Origin of the sequence: Chryseobacterium oryzae (assembly GCF_022811665.1) — a bacterium.
GTDB classification, from domain to species: domain Bacteria; phylum Bacteroidota; class Bacteroidia; order Flavobacteriales; family Weeksellaceae; genus Chryseobacterium; species Chryseobacterium oryzae.
Genome location: NZ_CP094529.1, coordinates 1,441,475 through 1,462,494 on the forward strand (window position 1 = coordinate 1,441,475; position 21,020 = coordinate 1,462,494).

The 21,020-nt window shown below is 32.2% G+C and carries 22 protein-coding genes and 1 other RNA gene; 7 read left to right on the forward strand and 16 right to left on the reverse strand.

Going from position 1 to position 21,020, the window contains the following annotated elements:
• Positions 1-18: 18 nt before the first annotated feature.
• Positions 19-669, forward strand: a complete 651-nt coding sequence (gene rpe / locus MTP08_RS06705; RefSeq protein WP_243577617.1) for a ribulose-phosphate 3-epimerase — start codon at positions 19-21, stop codon at positions 667-669.
• 196 nt (positions 670-865) lie between these two features.
• On the opposite strand, the gene MTP08_RS06710 is transcribed toward rpe, so the two are convergent.
• Entirely contained in the window at positions 866-1,282 is a 417-nt protein-coding gene (locus MTP08_RS06710) for a nucleoside-diphosphate kinase (RefSeq protein WP_243577618.1), read from the reverse strand.
• Between the two features lie 265 nt (positions 1,283-1,547).
• On the reverse strand, positions 1,548-3,425 hold the full coding sequence (locus MTP08_RS06715; protein ID WP_243577619.1) for an endonuclease: 1,878 nt from the start codon (positions 3,423-3,425) through the stop codon (positions 1,548-1,550).
• Positions 3,426-3,617: 192 nt separating this feature from the next.
• On the opposite strand from MTP08_RS06715, the gene MTP08_RS06720 reads away from it, so the two are divergent.
• The 4 genes from MTP08_RS06720 to MTP08_RS06735 all read left to right on the forward strand — a co-directional run bounded on the left by MTP08_RS06720 (position 3,618) and on the right by MTP08_RS06735 (position 6,199).
• Positions 3,618-4,757, forward strand: coding sequence for an acyl-CoA dehydrogenase family protein (locus MTP08_RS06720; protein WP_243577620.1), 1,140 nt, complete (start codon positions 3,618-3,620; stop codon positions 4,755-4,757).
• 156 nt (positions 4,758-4,913) lie between these two features.
• Positions 4,914-5,546, forward strand: coding sequence for a peroxiredoxin (locus MTP08_RS06725; protein ID WP_209390633.1), 633 nt, complete (start codon positions 4,914-4,916; stop codon positions 5,544-5,546).
• A gap of 96 nt (positions 5,547-5,642) precedes the next feature.
• Positions 5,643-5,951: a thioredoxin family protein gene (locus tag MTP08_RS06730; protein ID WP_209390634.1), complete on the forward strand. Its 309-nt coding sequence runs from the start codon at positions 5,643-5,645 to the stop codon at positions 5,949-5,951.
• On the forward strand, positions 5,951-6,199 hold the full coding sequence (locus MTP08_RS06735) for a DUF6952 family protein (protein ID WP_243577621.1): 249 nt from the start codon (positions 5,951-5,953) through the stop codon (positions 6,197-6,199). The genes MTP08_RS06730 and MTP08_RS06735 overlap by 1 nt, the downstream gene beginning before the upstream one ends.
• Positions 6,200-6,250: 51 nt before the next feature.
• Here the strand turns inward: MTP08_RS06735 and MTP08_RS06740 are convergent, their stop codons facing one another.
• Positions 6,251-7,276, reverse strand: a complete 1,026-nt coding sequence (locus tag MTP08_RS06740) for a threonine aldolase family protein (protein WP_243577622.1) — start codon at positions 7,274-7,276, stop codon at positions 6,251-6,253.
• 83 nt (positions 7,277-7,359) lie between these two features.
• Here MTP08_RS06740 and MTP08_RS06745 point away from each other — a divergent pair, with 83 nt between their 5' ends.
• The gene (locus MTP08_RS06745; RefSeq protein ID WP_243577623.1) at positions 7,360-8,013 is read left to right on the forward strand and encodes a metal-dependent transcriptional regulator; all 654 of its coding nucleotides are present in this window, start codon (positions 7,360-7,362) and stop codon (positions 8,011-8,013) included.
• 31 nt (positions 8,014-8,044) lie between these two features.
• On the opposite strand, the gene MTP08_RS06750 is transcribed toward MTP08_RS06745, so the two are convergent.
• The 9 genes from MTP08_RS06750 to MTP08_RS06790 form a co-directional block, all read right to left on the reverse strand.
• Positions 8,045-8,623 carry a glutathione peroxidase gene (locus MTP08_RS06750; RefSeq protein WP_243577624.1) on the reverse strand — a complete coding sequence of 193 codons (579 nt, stop codon included), beginning with the start codon at positions 8,621-8,623 and terminating at the stop codon, positions 8,045-8,047.
• Between the two features lie 21 nt (positions 8,624-8,644).
• The gene (locus MTP08_RS06755; RefSeq protein WP_209389350.1) at positions 8,645-9,307 is read right to left on the reverse strand and encodes a histidine kinase; all 663 of its coding nucleotides are present in this window, start codon (positions 9,305-9,307) and stop codon (positions 8,645-8,647) included.
• A 70-nt stretch (positions 9,308-9,377) separates the two neighbouring features.
• The gene (gene kdsB, locus MTP08_RS06760; RefSeq protein ID WP_243577625.1) at positions 9,378-10,106 is read right to left on the reverse strand and encodes a 3-deoxy-manno-octulosonate cytidylyltransferase; all 729 of its coding nucleotides are present in this window, start codon (positions 10,104-10,106) and stop codon (positions 9,378-9,380) included.
• A gap of 76 nt (positions 10,107-10,182) precedes the next feature.
• Positions 10,183-11,436: a pyridoxal phosphate-dependent aminotransferase gene (locus tag MTP08_RS06765; RefSeq protein WP_243577626.1), complete on the reverse strand. Its 1,254-nt coding sequence runs from the start codon at positions 11,434-11,436 to the stop codon at positions 10,183-10,185.
• 24 nt (positions 11,437-11,460) lie between these two features.
• On the reverse strand, positions 11,461-12,366 hold the full coding sequence (locus MTP08_RS06770; RefSeq protein ID WP_243577627.1) for a hypothetical protein: 906 nt from the start codon (positions 12,364-12,366) through the stop codon (positions 11,461-11,463).
• A 17-nt stretch (positions 12,367-12,383) separates the two neighbouring features.
• Positions 12,384-14,099 carry a phospho-sugar mutase gene (locus MTP08_RS06775; protein ID WP_243577628.1) on the reverse strand — a complete coding sequence of 572 codons (1,716 nt, stop codon included), beginning with the start codon at positions 14,097-14,099 and terminating at the stop codon, positions 12,384-12,386.
• Positions 14,100-14,235: 136 nt separating this feature from the next.
• Positions 14,236-14,937, reverse strand: coding sequence for a GIN domain-containing protein (locus MTP08_RS06780; protein WP_243577629.1), 702 nt, complete (start codon positions 14,935-14,937; stop codon positions 14,236-14,238).
• A 333-nt stretch (positions 14,938-15,270) separates the two neighbouring features.
• The gene (locus tag MTP08_RS06785; protein ID WP_243577630.1) at positions 15,271-16,221 is read right to left on the reverse strand and encodes a glycosyltransferase family 2 protein; all 951 of its coding nucleotides are present in this window, start codon (positions 16,219-16,221) and stop codon (positions 15,271-15,273) included.
• A 17-nt stretch (positions 16,222-16,238) separates the two neighbouring features.
• Positions 16,239-16,835 (reverse strand): DUF4199 domain-containing protein, encoded by a 597-nt coding sequence (locus tag MTP08_RS06790; RefSeq protein ID WP_209389357.1) that lies wholly within the window; start codon positions 16,833-16,835, stop codon positions 16,239-16,241.
• Positions 16,836-16,967: 132 nt separating this feature from the next.
• Between MTP08_RS06790 and ffs the strand changes: the two genes are divergently transcribed.
• Positions 16,968-17,065: signal recognition particle sRNA small type (gene ffs / locus MTP08_RS06795), an RNA gene on the forward strand.
• 104 nt (positions 17,066-17,169) lie between these two features.
• Here ffs and MTP08_RS06800 read toward each other — a convergent pair.
• The 4 genes from MTP08_RS06800 to MTP08_RS06815 all read right to left on the reverse strand — a co-directional run bounded on the left by MTP08_RS06800 (position 17,170) and on the right by MTP08_RS06815 (position 20,939).
• Positions 17,170-17,856 carry a metal-dependent hydrolase gene (locus MTP08_RS06800; RefSeq protein WP_243577631.1) on the reverse strand — a complete coding sequence of 229 codons (687 nt, stop codon included), beginning with the start codon at positions 17,854-17,856 and terminating at the stop codon, positions 17,170-17,172.
• A 16-nt stretch (positions 17,857-17,872) separates the two neighbouring features.
• The gene (gene menA, locus MTP08_RS06805; RefSeq protein WP_243577632.1) at positions 17,873-18,802 is read right to left on the reverse strand and encodes a 1,4-dihydroxy-2-naphthoate octaprenyltransferase; all 930 of its coding nucleotides are present in this window, start codon (positions 18,800-18,802) and stop codon (positions 17,873-17,875) included.
• A gap of 78 nt (positions 18,803-18,880) precedes the next feature.
• A complete protein-coding gene (locus MTP08_RS06810) occupies positions 18,881-20,365 on the reverse strand; it encodes a PH domain-containing protein (RefSeq protein WP_243577633.1) in 1,485 nt (494 codons plus the stop codon).
• Complete coding sequence (locus MTP08_RS06815) at positions 20,358-20,939, reverse strand: PH domain-containing protein (RefSeq protein ID WP_243577634.1); 582 nt, start codon at positions 20,937-20,939, stop codon at positions 20,358-20,360. Before MTP08_RS06815 ends, MTP08_RS06810 begins: the two co-directional genes overlap by 8 nt.
• Positions 20,940-21,020 lie beyond the last annotated feature (81 nt).

The following is a 21,020-nucleotide window of genomic DNA, read 5'->3' on the forward strand; positions in this document are numbered from 1 at the left end:
CATTTAAGCAAAAGTAAAATGAAAACAAAGCTAATTGCTCCTTCCCTTTTGGCTGCAGATTTTGGGAATCTGCAAAGAGATATTGAAATGGTTAACAACTCTCAGGCAGATTGGTTGCATATCGATATAATGGATGGAAGATTCGTCCCTAATATTTCTTATGGTTTCCCCGTAATGAAAACTGTACAGCAACACAGCAAGAAATTTGTAGATGTACATCTCATGATTGTAGAGCCCGATCAATACGTAGATGAATTCATAGATCATGGAGCTGACCTTATTTCTGTACATTATGAAGCTTGCACTCATCTACACAGAACTATTCATCATATCCAAAGTAGAGGTATAAAAGCGGGCGTAGTTCTTAACCCTTCTACTCCTGTCTTAATGTTAGAAGATATTATTGCTGATGTTGATTTGGTTCTCTTAATGAGTGTAAACCCCGGATTTGGCGGGCAAAAATTCATAGAAAATACCTACAAAAAAATTGCAGAAACCAAAGATCTTATTTTAAGCAATAACTCTACAGCACTTATTGAAGTTGACGGAGGTGTAAACTTGGAAAATGCAGCAAAACTTTTCGAAGCCGGTGCAGATGTTCTTGTTGCAGGAAATGCGGTCTTCTCCGCAGAATCTCCTGAACGTACCATCGAACTTATGAAGGTTTAAGAAATAAAACACATAAAAAGTCCGCTTTGCAGTTTGTAAAGCGGACTTTTATTAACTAAATAACGTTTAGAATTCAATTAATCTGTTTTAAATTATTTGCTAAAATTTAAAATTAAATTCAAAACTATTTTGAAATTCGGCTAAATAAAAAATCCGGAAATAATTCCGGATATATATTTTTTAAACAAAAAACTAATTAGAAAATTTCTCTTCCGGAAAAGTGAAATTGTGCTTCAATTAGAGCATTCTCATTAGAATCTGAACCATGAACTGCGTTTTCACCAATGCTTCTTGCAAATATTTTTCTGATTGTACCTTCAGCAGCTTCAGCAGGATTTGTAGATCCGATTAGAGTTCTGAAATCTTCAACAGCATTATCTTTCTCCAAAACAGCTGCTACAATTGGACCTGAGCTCATAAATTCTACAAGTTCGCCATAAAAAGGTCTTTCAGCATGAACTTCATAGAATTTTTTTGCATCAGCAACAGTAAGTTGAGTTAATTTTAATGCTTTAATTTTGAAACCTCCTTCTGAAATTTTTCCTAAAATAGCTCCAATGTGACCATCTGCAACAGCGTCAGGTTTAATCATTGTAAATGTAATATTTGACATATCTTTTTGAATATTTTTTTAACGGTGCAAAAGTACAAAAAATAATGAAAATAAATATTTAAATTAATTTTAACAATTTCTAACACATATTAAGAAATTCGCATCTCTTTTTTGGCATACTAATTGTTATTACAATAGCGATTCTCATGTTTAATTTGAGTTTTCATGGTTATTAGTTTTTACCCAGCTTCGGCTGGGTTTTTTTTGAACCACACTCCCTCAACACTTCAGATCTACTATTTTCTACTTTATTTGTCCTTAATTATTATTTTTTAATAAACTGATAAACTTTACCTTCAAGATTTAGTAAATAATTTCCAGAAGAAAGATTTTTCACCGTAATAGATTTTTTATTTCTGAATGGATTGTTTTCAGAAATCATTAACCTTCCGGACATATCAAAAATTTTAGCCGTTGAAATTTTTTCTGTTGCTCCTTCAACAAAAATAAATTCTTCAGCCGGGTTTGGATAAATTCTAATATTGTTTTCTTTATTCTTTACAGACTCTTCTGTAGCTAAATTTCCTAAGTTCTGACAGTAATTACTCGGATAAGAATTCCATTCTGTTATACTGAATAAATTTGCAGGTTGATTTACTGTAGATTTTCTATACAAAGAAACATTTGCTAAAACCGAAGAATTATTTACTCCAGAAACTCCCATAACATCTATGGGTGAAGATTTATATCTTAATTCTAAATATTGGCTTCCAGAATACGTCATTTGCGGAGCGGAAGTAGCTAATTTTGCCTGATCCACAGTGTAACACGAAAAATTAGCACTAGGATTTATCACCACAAATGATTCATTATTCTCAATAATTCCTTCCAATTCATAAGGTGATGGAAAATAGTAGCTGCTACTACTAGGAAACTGTATAAACAAACGATAATTATTAAGATTAACAGAATGTCCTGTTTTATTTGTTATCTCAATTGCCTTATTATTAGATGTTCCTTCCAAATATTTTGTTATAATTAAATCTTTTGCATAACTATCATTTCCTAAAGTTGTTGCAGAAATACTATTACTATCGGCAGACAATAGATATCCGTTATCATAAGCTTTTACAGTATAAGTATAAGAAGTAGAAGGATTAAGGTGATCTGCACTGAATGTAGTTTCTCTGGTAGAGCCAATTAAAACACCGTTCTGATAAATTTTATATCCAATAACATCAGAGCTGCTGCTTGGAGACCAGCTTAAGGTATTAAAATAAGCACTGTTCTGAGTTACCGTTAAATTTTGCGGAGATTGTGGTGCAATATTATCTGGAGTTTGTCCCCAAATATCATTTACCCAAGAAGGATTGTCAATAAAAGGATTTCTATTTTTCTGTAAATTATATACAGCATTATTTCTGTCGATTTCCCTCTGAGAAACAGGATCTTGCTGGTGCCATTGTAAAAGCATCGCAATATACGCATTATCGAAAGCTCTTTCTTCGGTGCCGTCTAGTGGACATTGGTCATTTGCCGGTGTAATTGTACTTGAAGAACTGTAATCATAATTAAAACTGTTCAGCTTACCTTCATATCTTACCACAAAATAAAGCAGACTTCTGGCAACATCTCCTTTAAATTCATCAATAGGTTCATACACTCTAGATGCATAAGGATAATTGGGAATACCACTATTTCCAATTTTTGAACCATTACTAAAAGTATTATATATAGTAGAATTTGCAATTCCATAAGGATAATTGCTTCTTCTCTGGTTGATATAAGCATCCGCCGGAATGATATAAAATATATCGGAATACATAGGATAATTACCATTGAAAGTACTCTGTGGCATCATGTGTTCTCTATTATATCCTGCTCCTTCGGCAGATGCACTACTGGCTACATTTGCAGAAGTGTACTCATATAAATCTGGTCCATTAGGTATTTCAGAATAAATATCTAATAAAATCGTTGTATTACTTGGTCCATGATCATAATATTTATCCAAATCTGTTTGATTGTAGAAATTAGGCAAGTCACCATAATGCCAATTGACAAACTTATTGGAAATAATTTCATGAAGCTTAGATTTCAAAGCATATCCTGTAAGTCCTGAAGTTCCGTTATAATATCCTGACGGAGCCTGCGCCGATACCATTACCGATAAAAAAAATATAGAAACCAGTGTTTTTTGCATATCATCAAAATTGGACGGCTAAAATAGCTATTAAATCTAATACAATACTATTTTTTTAAATTAATATTATGTTAATGTATTAATTTAATTTACATTGATTTTCAGCATTTTGCAACTAATGAATATCATGAAATAGAAATTTCTTTCTATTTTCAACAATTTAATTATCTTTGGGAAATAACTATATGTAATATGAATACAGAAACGATTAACAACATTAAAATGATAGCAGAAACAGCAAAAGAATTTGCTGAAAAAAATATTAGACCTAATATTATGGAATGGGACGAAAGCCAGACTTTCCCTAAAGAACTTTTTCATCAGTTAGGCGATATGGGCTTTATGGGAATTGTAATTCCTGAGGAATATGGAGGTTCCGGTCTTGGCTATCACGAGTATGTTGCTATTCTTGATGAGATTTCTCAGGTAGATCCTTCAATTGGGCTTTCTGTAGCGGCTCACAATTCGCTTTGTACCAATCACATCTACGAATTTGGTAATGAAGATCAGAAAAAGAAATGGCTTCCGCAGTTGGCAACAGGAAAAGTAATTGGAGCTTGGGGATTAACTGAGCACAATACTGGTTCAGACTCAGGGGGAATGTCTACTACTGCCGTAAAAGATGGAGATGAATGGATTATAAATGGAGCTAAAAACTTCATTACTCATGCTATTTCTGGAGATATTGCTGTAGTAATGACCAGAACAGGTGAAAAAGGAGCTAAAAATAATTCTACTGCATTCGTTTTAGAAAAAGGAATGGCTGGTTTTACTTCTGGTAAAAAAGAAAATAAATTAGGAATGAGAGCTTCAGAAACGGCTGAACTTATTTTCGACAATGTAAGAGTTCCCGATTCTCACAGATTAGGAGAAGTAGGTGAAGGTTTTAAACAAGCAATGAAAATTTTGGATGGAGGAAGAATTTCTATTGCAGCTCTTAGTTTAGGTACTGCAAGAGGAGCTTATAAAGCTGCTTTAAAATATGCTAAAGAAAGAAAACAGTTCGGAAAATCTATTTCAGACTTTCAGGCAATCAACTTTATGCTTGCAGATATGGCAACTGAAATTGATGCTGCAGAATTATTAATCCAAAGAGCATCTACACTCAAAAACGCAAAACAGAAAATGACAAAAGAAGGTGCAATGGCAAAATTATATGCATCTGAAGCTTGTGTAAGAATTTCCAATAATGCTGTTCAGATTTTCGGAGGATATGGTTATACCAAAGATTTCCCAGCAGAAAAATTCTACAGAGATTCTAAACTTTGTACCATTGGTGAAGGAACTTCTGAAATCCAAAGATTGGTTATTGGAAGAGATATTACTAAATAATCTTAAATTCTTTACAAAATATAAGGCTCAACACAATATGTTGGGTCTTTTTATTTAGCTTAAATTAATATAGATTTTATTTATCGAAAATCATTTTTTTGATAGATAAAAAACTCTAAATTTGCAGTATAAATAACAATCAAAAAAATAAAAATTATGTCTTTAGTTGGAAAAAAATTCCCAAATGTTACTGTTGATGCAATGTCTGATATGGGCGACGATTTAAGAATAAATGTATTTGAAGAAGCAACTTCAAAGCAACAAAAAGTTCTTTTATTCTGGTACCCAAAAGATTTTACTTTTGTTTGCCCAACAGAGCTTCACGCTTTTCAGGAAGCTTTACCAGAGTTTGAAAAAAGAAACACAAAAGTAATTGGTGCATCTTGTGATACTAACGAAGTTCATTTTGCATGGTTAAATGTTGCAAAAGACAACGGAGGAATTGAAGGTGTTACTTATCCTTTATTGGCAGATACACACAGACAGTTGGCAAATATTTTAGGAATCGTAGATCAGGATTTCGAATACAATGAAGAAGGTGAAGAAGTTTTCACAGGTTCTAACGTAACTTACAGAGCAACTTACTTAATTGATGAAACCGGAAAAATCTTCCACGAATCTGTAAACGATATGCCTTTGGGTAGAAACGTGAAAGAATATTTAAGATTAATTGATGCTTATACTCACGTTCAGAAATTTGGAGAAGTTTGTCCTGCAAACTGGGAAGAAGGTAAAGATGCTATGAAAGCTGACAGAACTTCTACAGCAGAATATTTAGCTAAAAACTAAGAGAAAATAAATCTGAAAATGAGATAATACAATTCAGAGTTTTTAACATCTGTTATTATCTCATTTTCAATTTAATACATTTTAAAATTTAAAATTATGTATACAGAATTAACAGAAGACACTTTACAGGATATTGTAAAAAGTAATGATAAAGTTGTGGTACAGTACGGAGCAACATGGTGTGGAAACTGTAGAATTATGAAGCCGAAATTCAAAAAACTAGCTTCTGAAAACGAAAGTATTCCTTTTTTGTATGTTGATGCCGAAAAACTTCCGGAAAGCAGAAAACTGGCTAAAGTAGATAATCTGCCTACTTTTGCGATCTTCAAAAACGGTGAATTGCTAAACCAGGTACAATCTAATCAGGCAGAAAGTCTTACCAATTTATTTAACGAATTAGCGTAATGAAATTACCCATCATAAGACAGTTTTATCAAACACAAACTCGCGAAAATCTTGAAAAGACTTTAGAAGTTTTAGAAAGTTTTTCAGAATTCAGAGGAACATCAGAAGAAGATCTTAATGTTGCAGGTGAACTTATCACCAATATCTGTGGAGCATTGGAAGTTCATAATAATGTACAGGATGGAATGAGTGAGAAAGACGCACTTAATTCTTTTGCACAAAAAGTTTTGGGATCTATTGATAGATAAAACTTCCCATCATCATAAAAAATGCAGCTATAAAATATAAGCTGCATTTTTTTATTTTCTAATTTGTCTGATAAATTCTTCCACAGCTTCATCTGGCGTACACCATGAAGTAATGAGACGTATGGCAGAATATTCTTCATCTACTTTTTGCCAAACATAGAAATCAAATTGATGAGATAAAATATCAATTAATTCATTGCTTAAAATTGGGAAAATCTGATTGGTGTAAGTATCTGCAAGAAAATGAAATCCCATTTCAGTTAAAGATTTTTTTATTTTCATTGCCTGTTGATTGGCATTTTTTGCCAAGTTGAAATACAGGTTATTTTTCATTAATTCTAAAAACTGAATTCCTAAGAGCCTTCCTTTTGCCAATAATGCTCCTTTCTGTTTAATATTAAACCCGAAATTAGGCTGCAATTCTTTATTATTGATGATAATGGCTTCACCTAATAAAGCTCCGTTTTTAGTTCCGCCTAAATAGAAAACATCGGTTAGTTCAGCAATATCTTTTAAGGTAAGATCAGATATTTCTGAAGTTAAAGCATGACCTAATCTCGCACCGTCCATAAAGAGATAAAGATTGTTTTCTTTACAAAATTTTGAAAGATTTGTAAGTTCTTCTTTCGTGTAAATAGTTCCCAGTTCGGTAGAATTAGAAATATAAACCAATTTTGGCATCACCTGATGCGGAATATTTTTATTGCTTTCTAAAACTGGAATAATATCGGTTGGGAAAAGTTTTCCTTCCTTATTTTCAATCCCTAAAATCTTATGTCCAGTTGCTTCAATCGCACCGGTTTCATTATTCAGAATATGTCCAGCATTTGCAGAAATTACACATTGATAAGGTCTTAAAATAGAGGAAATAACAATTAAATTGGCTTGAGTTCCGCCGGAAACAAAATAAATTTCAGAATCTGGATTTTCTATTTTTTCACGTAGCATTTTTTTAGCTTCCAGAGAGTATTTATCTTCACCGTAACCCGGCTGCTGATCCAAATTATTCCGCACAAGAGATTCTAAAATCTGGGGATGACAACCCTCAGAATAATCGTTTTTAAAAGAAAATTTCATATTGCAAAATTATGAAATACCAACCAACTCTCCATAAATCTTAAAATAATTTGTTAGATTTGTAGTTATAAGTATCTAACATTTTGAAAGCAACACTTACAGAAGAAAACTATCTTAAAGCCTTATTTCATGTTGTAGACAGCGAGGGAAAAGTAACCATTAACGAACTGAGTAAATTTCTCAGTGTTAAAATGCCCAGCGTGAACAATATGATGAAAAAATTTGCAGAAAAAAAATGGGTTATTTATGAAACTTATAAACCTCTTAAAGTTACAGAAAAAGGAAGAAGAGAAGCGGCTTTGGTTGTAAGAAAACACCGCTTAACAGAAATGTTTCTCGTAAAAAAAATGAATTTTGGTTGGGAAAATGTGCATGAAATTGCCGAACAATTAGAGCATGTTCATTCTAAAATTTTCTTCGATAAAATGGATGAAATTTTAGATTTTCCGAAATTTGATCCTCACGGAGAGCCTATTCCCGACAAAGATGGAAATATTATTTCTCAGGATTTACAAAAATTAAGCAACTGCAAAGTAGGAGAATCCGTAATTTTCGCTTCCGTTACCCTTTCTGACGACGCTTTTCTCAATTATCTTACCGAAAGAAATTTACTTTTGAACAGCAAGATAAAAATTGTAAAAATTGAAGATTTCGATCAATCTATCACCATAGAATTATTAGGAAAAACTGAAATTTTAAGTAAAAAAGCAAGTGATAAAATTTTAGTAAAACATTAAAAAAGCGGATTATTTAAAATCCACTTTTTGTTTATCTAAGATATTTCAAAATTTCTTCGTCTGTAGGTTTCACTTTACTTGGGAAACTGTCGATAAGTTTACCATTCTCGTCGATTAAAAATTTAGTGAAGTTCCATTCTATTTTTGTATCTTTTACTCCATTAAGGCTTTTTTCGGTAAGAAATTTAAAAATTGGAGCCATGTCTTCACCTTTTACCGAAACTTTAGAAGCCAAAGGAAAAGTAACACCATAATTTTTCTGACAAAAAGCTCCGATTTCTATATTCGTTCCTGGTTCCTGACCTCCAAAATTATTGGCAGGAAAACCTACAACCACCAATTTTCCTTCAAATTCTTTAGATAATTTTTCTAAATCTTCATACTGAGGAGTAAAACCACATTTTGAAGCCGTATTTACAATTAAGATTTTTCGGTCTTTAAAATCGGCAAAGTTTATTTTTTTACCTTCTTCAAGAGCATCTACGGTATAATCGTATATTGATCTTGACATCACTTTTTGGGTTTTTGTTTTGGAAACATCATTTTTTTTCTGAGCACAGCTGTTAAAAAATGCTGCAAGAGAAATAACTACTATAAAAAGCTGTTTCATAATTGAAAATTATTTATTTTATTAAAATTTAAAGCTATTGGCAGGAAATACTTTATTGATTTCTACTTTATTGAGTAGCATCACATAATCGCCGTCTTTTTTTGCACTGGAAGATTCTATCCTGAAAGGCATCATCAAATTCCCTACCTTTTTATAGTCTGAATACAACAAAGTTTCATCTTTTTTTATTTCCTTTAAAAGCATGAAAGATTTTGTGTCGAAATAATAATAATTTTTATTTACGTTTTTTGTAAGCTCAACTTTATGGCAGTAAATCTCTCCTACTTTTTCTTTTCCGAGATATTTGGCTTCAAAACCTTTGTTTTCCCAATCTATAAAATCGTTATCGAAGCTTTCGGGAACGTATTGTTTATATTCCTGAACTTTATTGGTTGCATAATTCATTGCATAACCTTTTGTTCCGTCATAACCTTCAATAGCCGTATCTTTTCCGCCCATTGTAATGACGGTTTTGGTTAAATTTGGTCTTTGCTGAAATATTTTTATTGGATATTCATCTTTAATTCCTAAAACTACTTTTCCCTGTAATAATACCGAATTTAATAACTTCCAATTCGTTAATCCTCCCGATAATTCAATGTTTTTATCTATAATATCTTTAGCAGTCTGTGCAAAAGTTAATTGTGAAATAATCAGGACGAAAACTAAAAGTAATTTCTTCATTAATTTTATTTATAATTCAAATATAAGGCTTTAAATAATCTACCCATGTATCAATCTAAAAATTTACCGATTATTCTGATATAATTTTTCTTGCTTTTTCCAAATCTTCGGGAGTATCTATTCCCACTCCAATAAAATTGGTTTCAATAAGCTTAATTTTCATTCCATACTCCAGATAACGGATACATTCTATTTTTTCTGAAATTTCCAAAGGTTTCATTTCCAGTTTAGAAAACTGGAGAAGTGCATGTTTTCTGAACGCATAAACACCAATATGCTTAAAATAGGCAACATCATAAGAAATTTCTCTGTGAAAAGGGATAACCGAACGGCTAAAATACAGCGCAAAACCATTATTATCGGTAATCACTTTTACGTTGTTAGGATTTTCAATCTCTTCCTTTTCGTGAAGCCTGATTTTTAAAGAAGCTAAAGAAATTTCCTGATTATCGTCGGCTTTAAAAACTTGAATAAGTTGCTGAAGTGGTTCCAGTTTTAAAAACGGTTCATCTCCCTGAACATTGATAACGATGTCACAGTCGATATTCTGTACCGCTTCTGCAATACGGTCACTTCCTGTTTCATGTTGACCGGTCATTACTGCTTTTCCTCCGTTATTTACAATTTCATTAAAAATAATTTCAGAGTCTGTTGCTACAAAAACTTCATCAAAAAGACCCGTTTCCAAAACGTTTTGATAGGTTGTTGTAATAACTGTTTTTTCACCCAAAATCTGCATGAGCTTTGCCGGGAAACGGCTTGCTTCGTAACGAGCAGGAATTACAGCGATAATTTTCATGATTATAATGTAAGAAATTAAAGTACAAACAGTGTAACAATTATGTAACTGTTACACTGTTGAATAACTTTGGTCTTTATTTTAAATTATTTAAAGCTTTTTCCAGTTTCGGTAACATGGCTTCAATTTCTTTAATATCTAAACCACCCACTGAAGCTCTGAACCAAGGTTCGGATTTTGCCTCACCAAATGCAGAAAACGGAACTAATGCAACACCTGCATCATTAATTAAGAAAAAAACTAAATCAGAAGAAGTTTCTATTGTACTTCCATCTGGTTTTGTCTTTCCAATATAATCTAATTTAATGGTAAGATATAAAGCTCCCATAGGTTCAATACTGTCAACAGAAAGTCCTTTTTCTTTCAAATCCTGAATTCCTTTATGAAGAACCTTCAAACTTGCTTCCAGTCTACCTTTAAATTCGTTTATAAAAGCATTTACTTCGTCCGGATTTTGATAATATTTTGCTGTAGCTTCCTGCTCTGGCTTTGGTGCCCAAGCTCCAACGTGCGTTAGAAGCGCTTTCATTTTATCAATAATATGTGATGGTCCAAATCCCCAACCTACACGTACTCCTGTAGCTGCAAGACATTTAGAAATTCCATCAATATAGATTGTATATTCTTTCATTTCAGGGAAAAGCGAAACAGGATTAACGTGTTCTGCCCCAAAAGTAAGATTAGAATATATCTGATCGTACATTAAGTACAAAGGTTTTTCATCTTCACCTCTATTTTTATTTTCTTCTAAAATTAATTCGCAGATTTCAGAAAGTTGCTCCTTCGTGAACATTGTTCCCGTAGGATTAAGAGGTGAGCAAAGCGATAAAAGTACAGCTCCTTTTAGATGTGGTCTTAAATCGTCTGCAGTGGGAAGAAAGTTGTTTTCGGTAGTCGTTTTTACTTCTACAGCATCAGCCGAAGTTAGATAAGCGTAGTGATTATTGTTCCAGGAAGGAATTGGATACACTACTTTGTCACCTTCGTCTACAATTGTTTTGTACACAGCATAAATTAATGGTCTAGAGCCCGCTGTAATTAAAATATCATTGGGAGAATAATCTAAATCCCATCTTTTCTTTAAATCTTTGGAAACTTCTGTTCTTAAAGATAAAAGTCCGTTTGCGGGCGGATAATTGGTAAGATTGTTCTGATAAGCTTTCTGAATTTCTTCTTTCAACTTTAAAGGAATCGGATAAATATTAGAATTCAAATCACCAATCGTAAGATTAGCAATCTCCGCTCCTTTTGCCTTTAAATCGTTTACTTCATTTCCTATTTTTACAATTTCAGAACCAATGAGGTTCGCCGCTAATTTTGAAACTTTCACTTTACTTTTATTTAAATTTATTTACTATTTTATTTCGATATTTATTTTTTTATAAATCTCTTCTTCGGGAAGTTTTGCATCGAAAAGACTTATAATTTCTCTGGATTTTCTGGCAACATTAGAATTCGGATATTTTTTAATTATTCTGTTGAATTCCTGTCTGTTTTCATCATATAATTTTCCATCTGCCCGTTCAAAAGTCGGAGTATTATCCATTCCGAAAAGATAATCGTACAGGTAATTATTGTAGATTTCCTTTACTTTCGGGATTAAAGAAGATTGAGGATATTTCTTAATGAAATTTTCCCAAAATATTGTTCTTTCCCCCAATTCATTCCAAGGAATAACAATTCCTGCATCTGCTTGATAAAGCCCTTCGCTTTCTTTGGCAAGTTGACCAATATAAGCATTATAATCCGGAGTTACTTTATTTTTGAATATAGAAAAATAATGATCAGGAACAGACCATATTTCGGTATATCCTTCTCCTACTTCTGTAAATTCAAGACCACCTTTCTTCAGTTCGGCACTCAGTTTCTTTATATTTTCAGGAAACTTGTAACTATTACTTTCGGAGTCATAATAAGTCACATATTCTTCCAAGATTTTACTAAGACTTTCGCTTAAACAAGCTGTATATTTTTCACGAATCTTGATATAATCTTCGTATAATTTATCATTTTGTTCGGGTGAATTTTGAGTAATTTCTTTCTCGGTTTTCTGTTGATCCCATTGTAGTGCAACAATATAATCTTTAGTTTTATTTTTAGAAGAACATGCAGTATCAATTGGTACAAAAGAGTTTTCTTTCTCTTTTATTTTGGAAATTGTATCTTTTTCAGATTTATTGTCTGAGATTACCGATTTCTGTTTTTTACATGAAAAAACAGAAATCAGTAAAATAAAAGCTACAATACTTTTCTTTATCATTAATTTAATTAGGAAAATTAATCTAATTTTAAATCTTTTCTTACTTCTTCAATTTTTGCTTCCAAAGACTTTAATTTTTCAATAAAATCTGCTTCAGAAGTAACAGAATCTTTTACAGAAAGATAGAATTTAATTTTTGGTTCTGTTCCCGAAGGTCTTACACAAACCTTTGTTCCGTCTTGAGTATAGAAAATAAGAACATTCGATTTCGGAATATCATTCATTACCTGTTTTTCGTTCTTAGAAACGGTAAAACTTGTCTGTTCCTTGAAATCTTTTATTTCTTCTACCAAAGAACCCGCTAATTCTTTAGGCGGATTTTCTCGGAAGTTTTTCATCATATTCTGAATTTCTTCAGCTCCATCTCTTCCTTTTCTCACCAGGTTAATCAAACCTTCATAGTACATTCCTACTTCCTGATAAATTTCTATGAGATATTGATACATCGTTTTACCGTTGGCTTTGCACCATGCAGCAATTTCACAAGCTAAAAGAATACTTCCGCAAGAATCTTTATCCCGAACGAAATCTCCCGTCATAAATCCGAAACTTTCTTCACCACCACAGATAAATTTTTCTTTTCCTTCAAAATCGCGAATCATTTTCCCGATCCATTTAAATCCTGTTAAACCTACTTTACAGTCTACACCAAACTGATTGGCAAGATCGAAAAATATATCTGAAGTTACGATTGTAGAACCAATAAACTCTTTTCCGGTAATTTTACCCTGTTTTTTCCATTGGTCTAAAATATAATACGTTAAAATTGTATTACACTGATTACCATTTAATAACTGAATTTCTCCATCCAAATTTCTCACAGCAATTCCCAATCTATCTCCATCCGGATCGGTCCCGATAACAATATCCGCATTGGTGATTTTTGCAAGATCCATAGCCATTTCTAAAGCAGCCGGTTCTTCAGGATTTGGAGAATCTACGGTTGGGAAATTTCCACTTGGAATCATTTGTTCTTTTACCAGATCAATTTTCTTGAAACCAGCTTTTTCTAAGGCTTTTGGAACTGTGGTGTAAGTGGTTCCGTGGATAGAAGTAAAAACAATATTCAGATTCCCTTTTCCTACATTTTGGTACGTTGAATTTTCAATACAAGCATCAATATAAACATCGTCCTGCTCTTCTCCTACCCATTCTATAAGATCATCATTTCCATTAAACTTAATTTCCTCAAATTTCACGGAATATACTTCGTTGATAATCGCTTCATCATTTGGCGGAACAATCTGTGCCCCATCATTCCAATAAACTTTATAACCATTATATTCTGGCGGATTATGAGAAGCTGTTAAAACAATACCGGCATTACATTTTTTATTTCTCACGGTAAAAGACAATTCAGGAGTTGGTCTGTGATCTTTAAAAAGCAAGACTTTAATTCCGTTTGCTGTTAAAACATCAGCAACCAATTTTCCGAATTCTTTAGAGTTATTTCTTACATCATAAGCAATGGCAACTTTAATTTCTTCACCTGGAAATTGCTTTAATATATAATTCGCAAGTCCCTGTGTTGCTTGTCCTAAGGTGTATTTATTTAAACGATTAGTTCCAACACCCATTATTCCTCTCATTCCACCAGTTCCAAATTCTAATTCTCTGTAAAATGAATCTTCTAAATCTGGAGAATTGCTTTCTATTAAAAGTTGAACAGCATCTCTTGTTTCTTTATCGAAAGTTTCGGAAAGCCAAAGCTTAGCCTTTTCTAATGTTGTCATATTGATATATTTTTTTTAGCTTGATTTGGGAAATTAGAACCTAATGGTTTTACTTCCGGTTTTATACTTGTATTAATTTTAAAGCTTTGTTATATTTTATATACTAAAATCAATTTAAAGTATTCAAAACAATTCTTTAATTCAGTTTTTTATTTTCTACTTTAGCTGTTTTATCTGCCTTAAACACTCGGATCGGGTCATTATAATAAACAAATTTAGCTGTATTTTTTACATTTCCCTTCAACGAATCTTTTACATTTACTTCAGCATAATTTCCGTTTTTAGAATCCAGATTCAAGTTGGTTATTTTCCAATAAGGAGCAATAAGGCTTGCCGTATCGGATATTTTAATAACCGCATCTTTTGTTTCGCCCAGAAAATTCGCACGACTTCTGTTAAGCATTTCTACTTCTGCTTTTCTTGTATTGACAGAACCCATAAAAGTAGCGTAATTTTTTAAATTAAGCTTAAAATTATCATTTTTAATTTCACTGGAAACATTCATCTCCACCGAATCTGAAAGAGAAACGATCTCAGGATTATATTTTGAATAAATAGTAACATTATAAAAATCTACACCAGCAACTTTTCTTTTTTCTTTTATGAAAAGTGTTTTATCCTCAACATTAATATCAAGATTATCTGCAATATTGGGATAAGTTTCAACTTCTACAAAATTTTTGTGGCCTCTGGCGTAAAACACACGAAACTTACCATCCAGATTTAAATTGACGAATTCTTCTACATTAATATCCTTTTTGTCTAAATTTCCTTTAGGAGAAATTTTACCGCAAGAAACTACAGAAATTAATAGGATTGTAAAAAGTATTTTTTTCATGTAAATGAAGTAATTTATTAATCAATAAAAAGATTATATGTTTTTTTTATTTGGAAATTTCCGAAAACAGAGGATATCCAATAAATAATAAAATAATAATTAAATCTGATACTAAGAGAATCTTGCTTAAAACCAATCTCTGATTTTTTATTACTTTTTTATCAAAATAATAATTAAAAACAAAGAGTAAAAGTGGAATAAGAAACAAATAAAATTTTCTTTCTACAACTTTTGTAAAAGATTCTATTACCTTAAAATTTTGCCAGATAATCATCAAAAAAAAGAAGATAACCAGAATATTTATGAATATCAGAATTATTTTTTTAATCATTATTAAATAATTTCATCAATATTATAATTCTTATGTTCTCGGTTGGTTCTAATAATCATTTCTCCTAAAAATCCTGCAATAAATAGTAAAGTTCCCATCAACATCATCGTTAATGCAATATAAAACCAAGGATTATTGGTAATTAAATGACCATAAATACCTCTTGCAACATCAATTAGTTTGGAAATTCCAAGCCAAAAAGCAGATAAAAATCCTACGATAAACATGAGTGTTCCCACTGCACCAAAAAAATGCATTGGTCTTCCTCCGAAACGACTTACAAACCAAAGTGTTACAAGATCCAAAAAGCCACGGATAAATCTCTCCGTTCCAAATTTAGATGTTCCGTAAGGTCTTGCCTGATGCGGTACTTCTTTTTCTGTAATTCTTCTGAAACCTGCATTGGCAGCCAAAACAGGAATATATCTGTGCATATCTCCATAGACATCTATAGATTTTACAACTTGTCTTTTATATGCTTTTAAACCACAGTTAAAATCATGTAAATAAACCCCAGAAACCTTTCTTGCCGCCGCATTGAATAGTTTTGAAGGAATATTCTTAGTCATTACATTATCGAAACGCTTCTTTTTCCAGCCGGAAACAATATCGTAATTATCTTCTATTACCATTCTGTATAATTCGGGAATTTCTTCCGGAAAATCCTGAAGATCCGCATCCATAGTAATAATTACATCGCCGTTTGTTCTTGCAAAAGCTGCATGCAACGCCTGAGATTTCCCGTAATTTCTGGAAAATTTTATGGCATGAATTTGAGGATACTGAACTTTCATGTTTTCTATGATGCTCCACGAAAGATCTGTACTTCCGTCGTCCACAAACCATACTTCGTAAGATAAGTGGTTGGTTTTGCAGGTATTATCAATCCTTGAAAATAACTCTTCAAGAGATGCTTCCTCGTTCAGCAACGGAATAACGATAGATAAATTCATTTAATTTTAGTAAAAATTTATTCTTGATTAGGTTCTTCGGTATACGTTTTTTTTGTTCTGAAAAAAGCTCCGAAAAACAAAGACAAAACTACGTAAAATATCAGAATTGCCGCAAAATATCCGGAGAAATGACTTGCCGTAAGCATATCTTTTCCTTTAATGATTTTCGGATCGAATCTTTGAAGTCCTTCTTTGTATTTTTCCTCTAATTCATCGATATCTTTTTGATGTTTTAAGATTTTTTTCGCAGAATCGTATTCTTTATCCAACTCTGCTTTCTGTCTGGTTACGTATTGATAATTAAGCAATTGTTTTGCATCGGTATCTACATAATTCAGGAAAACAAAAATACTTGCTACAGAAAGCAATCCGCCTAAAAACATAGGAATAAATGCTCGTTTAAAGGCTTCTCGGAATCCCATTCTATGAGTATTCCAACGCGATTTTACCGACCAAAATGCAGTTACGGCATAAATAACAGGAAGAACAAAAGCATTGGCTTTCAATGATATATCAAAATAGTTAACTCCTGAAAAGAAAAAATAGACTACAAAAAAAACAATCATTGTAGCTGCATAAAGTAAAATTCCTAAGGTTACCGGACTCTTCGTCATAATTTCAGTTTTAAGAAAATTTTTAAAAAAATAGTACTCTAAAATTCAGCATTTTAGCTGTTTTAAAGGCATTTTCTAGTGATTTTTCTTTAATATTATTTTTAAGTTTATAATTAATTCCTATCTTTGCAACGGCAAGTCCTAAACAACCAGCTCCTGAGAATCCTCCAGGGTGGGAACGCAGCAAAGGTAATTGGTCGTAGCGGTGTGATTTAGGTAGCTTGCCATTTTTTTTTGGTTTTAATTGAAGAGAGGTAATTTGAAAATTATCTTTTTTTGTTTTTATAAACTTCAACATTTACTTTCAAATTTTCAAATTACCTTTCAATATTGATTAAAGTTCGAACGTTTCTCCTAATTTTGGTAAGATGAGTTCTACATTTTTATCTGCAAAATGCTTCTTTGCATTTTCATGATTAATTTCTATCGGTGGAAAGGTATCAAAATGACATCCGATTACTTTAGGTGTTTTTAATAATTCTGAGGCCGCAAATGCTGCTTTTCTGGCACACATGGTATAATGACCTCCAATCGGCAATATAGAAAGATCCAGGTTGCCATAGAGAGTGGGAAATATCTGCATGTCTGCCATTACTCCTGTATCTCCTGCCAAATAAATATTCTTCCCTTCAGGAAGTCTGAAAATATATCCTACAGGCACTCCACCATACGTTCCGTCTGGAAAAGAACTCGTATGATGAGCCGGAACCATAGAAATTTTAAGATCATCTATTTTTGCAGAACCTCCTAAGTTAATATCATTTTTATTTTCTGCATTTTTAAAGTAAGCACAAATTTCCGGTTGCCCAATGATGGCTGCTTCCGGATAATGCTGTAAAACTTCGCGTACATCGGCAATATGATCTCCATGAGCATGGGTTAACAAGATATAATCTATTTTCTGAGCCGAAATATCGAAACCAGATTCAGATTTTTTATAATTGTAAAAAGGATCAGAAAGAATTGTTTTGTCTTTGTAATTGAACAAAAAACAGTTCTGTCCTAAAAATTGTATTTTCATAATATTATTTTAAATTTTAGCCGAAATAATTTAAACCAACAGCTGTAAGTATTGCCATCATTAAGGTCATGATTCCAACCTGTTTAAGAAAAGGATCTAGTTTTTTGGGTTCTTTAATCTTCATGATTTCGCGACGAACTTTCATCATAGGAAGAAATAAAATCATTACTATGAATACGTAATATTTTTGAGATTCAATAAAACCATTGTTTCCTAAAAATACCAAAATCAATATTAAAGGGAGCTGAAGAAGAACAATTTCATAAATCATAGCATTTTTGAATCCTATCCTTAAAGCCAAACTTTTTTTACCGGATAATCTGTCGCTTTCGATATCGCGCATATTATTCAGGTTCAAAACAGCCATACTCATCATTCCCACTGCAGTTGCCGGAAGCAAAATATCCCATGAAAACGATTTTGTAAATAAGAAGTAACTTCCACCAACAGAAACCAATCCGAAGAAAATAAAAACAAATAAATCTCCTAAACCCATGTAGCCATAAGGTTTTTTTCCAACAGTATATCCTATTGCTGCCAAAATACTCGCCACTCCAAGTCCTATAAAAATGTAAAATTCATTTAAATAATCAGGAATGAAAGCAATATACAAAAGCGCAACAGTCGCCACAAAAGAAAGAGCTGAAAAGAGAATAACTGCATTTTTCATCTGTTTAGCCGTAATTCTACCTGAAGCCACAGCTCGTGCTTCTGCTTCTCCTATTCTGTCTTTATCTGTTCCTTTTACACCATCACCATAATCATTAGCATAATTGGATAAAATCTGATAAAGAAGCGTAACCAATAATGCCAAAGCAAAAATTTTCCAATCCCAGATTCCTCCATCTTCTTTGAGTCTCCATTTTGCAATGAAAGATCCCATGATAATTCCGCTTAACGATAACGGCAACGTTCTAAGCCTTGCGGCTTTTATCCAGTCAGTCATAATTTATGAGTAATGAATAATGGGCAATAGGTAATATAAAATCTGAAGATTACAATTACTTATTGCTCATTACTGATATTAATCTGTTTCAATTTTATAAATGCAGTAATTGAGCAGCTTCTTAAGCTTCACAAAATTTAAAGCGATCATTTTAAAGCGCCCTGCAGAGGTATAAAAAGTGATACTTCCCAAGTTTGTTTTTCTTTGCCAAAAATACTGAGAAATTTTCACAGTCTGAAGTTTTTCGACCTCAAAAGTTCGGTTATCAACATCCCAGATTCCAGATTTCAGTCTGATAAATCTTTCGTTGTAAAATAATCTTAAGTTTCTGAAAGAAATCAGAATAAATAATTCTGTTAAAACGATATAAGTTACCGCTAAAAACCAGTATTTTATAAATAATTCTTTCTCAATTGCGAAAACTAAAATCAATGGTAAAACAATCCACTGAAAAGTATGGACGATAATTAATCTGAAATTCGGTTTTAACGCATTTTCAAAAACAGGATTTTCTTTCCATATCGTAGAAATCAGTTTTTCTTTTTCGAGATTGTTGATTCCGGGAACAGCAGCGACATTTTTCTCATCTTCCTCTTCATTTTTTCCGATTTGCAGGAATTTCACGTAAGAAATTTTCATTTTCTTCTGAATCCAGTTCTGAGTTTCGGTAATGACCTGAACTTTCGATTTGTTGACAATTGAATTTCTTGTATTAAATAAACCATATTCAAAAGAAAAGCTCTGATTGTTTTCTGTGATTTTAAAATTGAAAAATTTAATCATGGTACGAACTGCATTTACAATGATTCCAACAAGAATAACGACCAAAACAATTCCTAAAATAACGGGAATAGAAAACGCTAAAAACTCAGCTTCAACAGTGTCGTAATCCAGCTGCTTTTCAAATTCCACCTTTTTTAGCACATTACTAAGCTCGGAAAACCCATAAATCAGTAAACTGACCATTGCTAAAAAACTGCGTACATAATTTGCCGTTATTCCGTATTTTAAAATACTTGCCGTTGAAATTTTAATGGAACGAGGTTGTTTAATTTCTTCATTCACTAAAACATCATCTGCTTTTTCTAAAGGTTCAACAGCAATTTCCGTTAAAAGATATTTCTTGAGGTCGATTGCATTCTGTTTCGTTAATGCGGAAATCTTGACTTCCTTTTCAGAACTTCCCGGAGTGTCAATTTCAAGTTTATAGATGTTAAAAAACCGATGAATAAATGGTTGTGAGATATTAACCTCCTGAATATTTTTCTTTTTGATCTTGGTCACCGAAGTATTGATGATTCCTTCGTGAATAACGAATTCTTCATTCTCATCATCGATATAATATTTAAAATGAAAGTACTGTAAAATTGCTGAAACAATTAGAATTAAAATTGCTGCAATAATTGCAACAATAATCATCCATGATTCTACTTTTTCTTTTTTAACGAAGAAAAGAACAATTAAAACCCATAAGTTTTTAATCACTATTCCAATATTGTACAAGAAAAGCAAAACGATGCCCGTTTTCGACTGTCTTTGAGGCTGAAAAAAAGAATTACGCATCTCCTCCATCTTCTGTTTTTTCTGCTGAAATAGTTCCGCGAATGTGATGATTAATTCCTTCTGCAATCTCTTCAGGTAAGCCGTTGATTGTAATATCTCCACCACTTACTCCAGCTGTAAAAACGGCAATTGATTTTAGGTTTAATATTCTTGAAAACCAACCTTGCTCAACTTTTACATGTTGAATTCTGTTAAAAGGAACGATAATAATGCTTCTTTTTAACCAACCGTATTGATACAGCAAATCTTTTTCACGAACTGCATATTTTCGGAATTTAAAACCAATTATAGCATTTAGAAAAAGAAAGACAATCATCAGAAAAATTCCGATAATAATTATCCAAACCTGAAGCAGACTTAAATTGAAATAAAAGAAATAAAAAGCAACACCAACTGCTCCAACTAAAAAAATAGAAAATAATACAAGATTTAATAAAATAATCTTGAGATATTTTGGTGAAACAGCCGTCAGTTTCAAATCATTGAAATCGGGAATCTTAAGGTCGAAAATCTGAGGATTTTGAAAGTTTTGATTCATAATAAAGAGCTCTGCAGATGACGCAGATTTTTTCATTATATCTACAAATTATCTTGAAGAATAAATTATTTTTAACGCTCTGTTTGTCATTCAGAAGGAATCTCAATACGCTGGAAA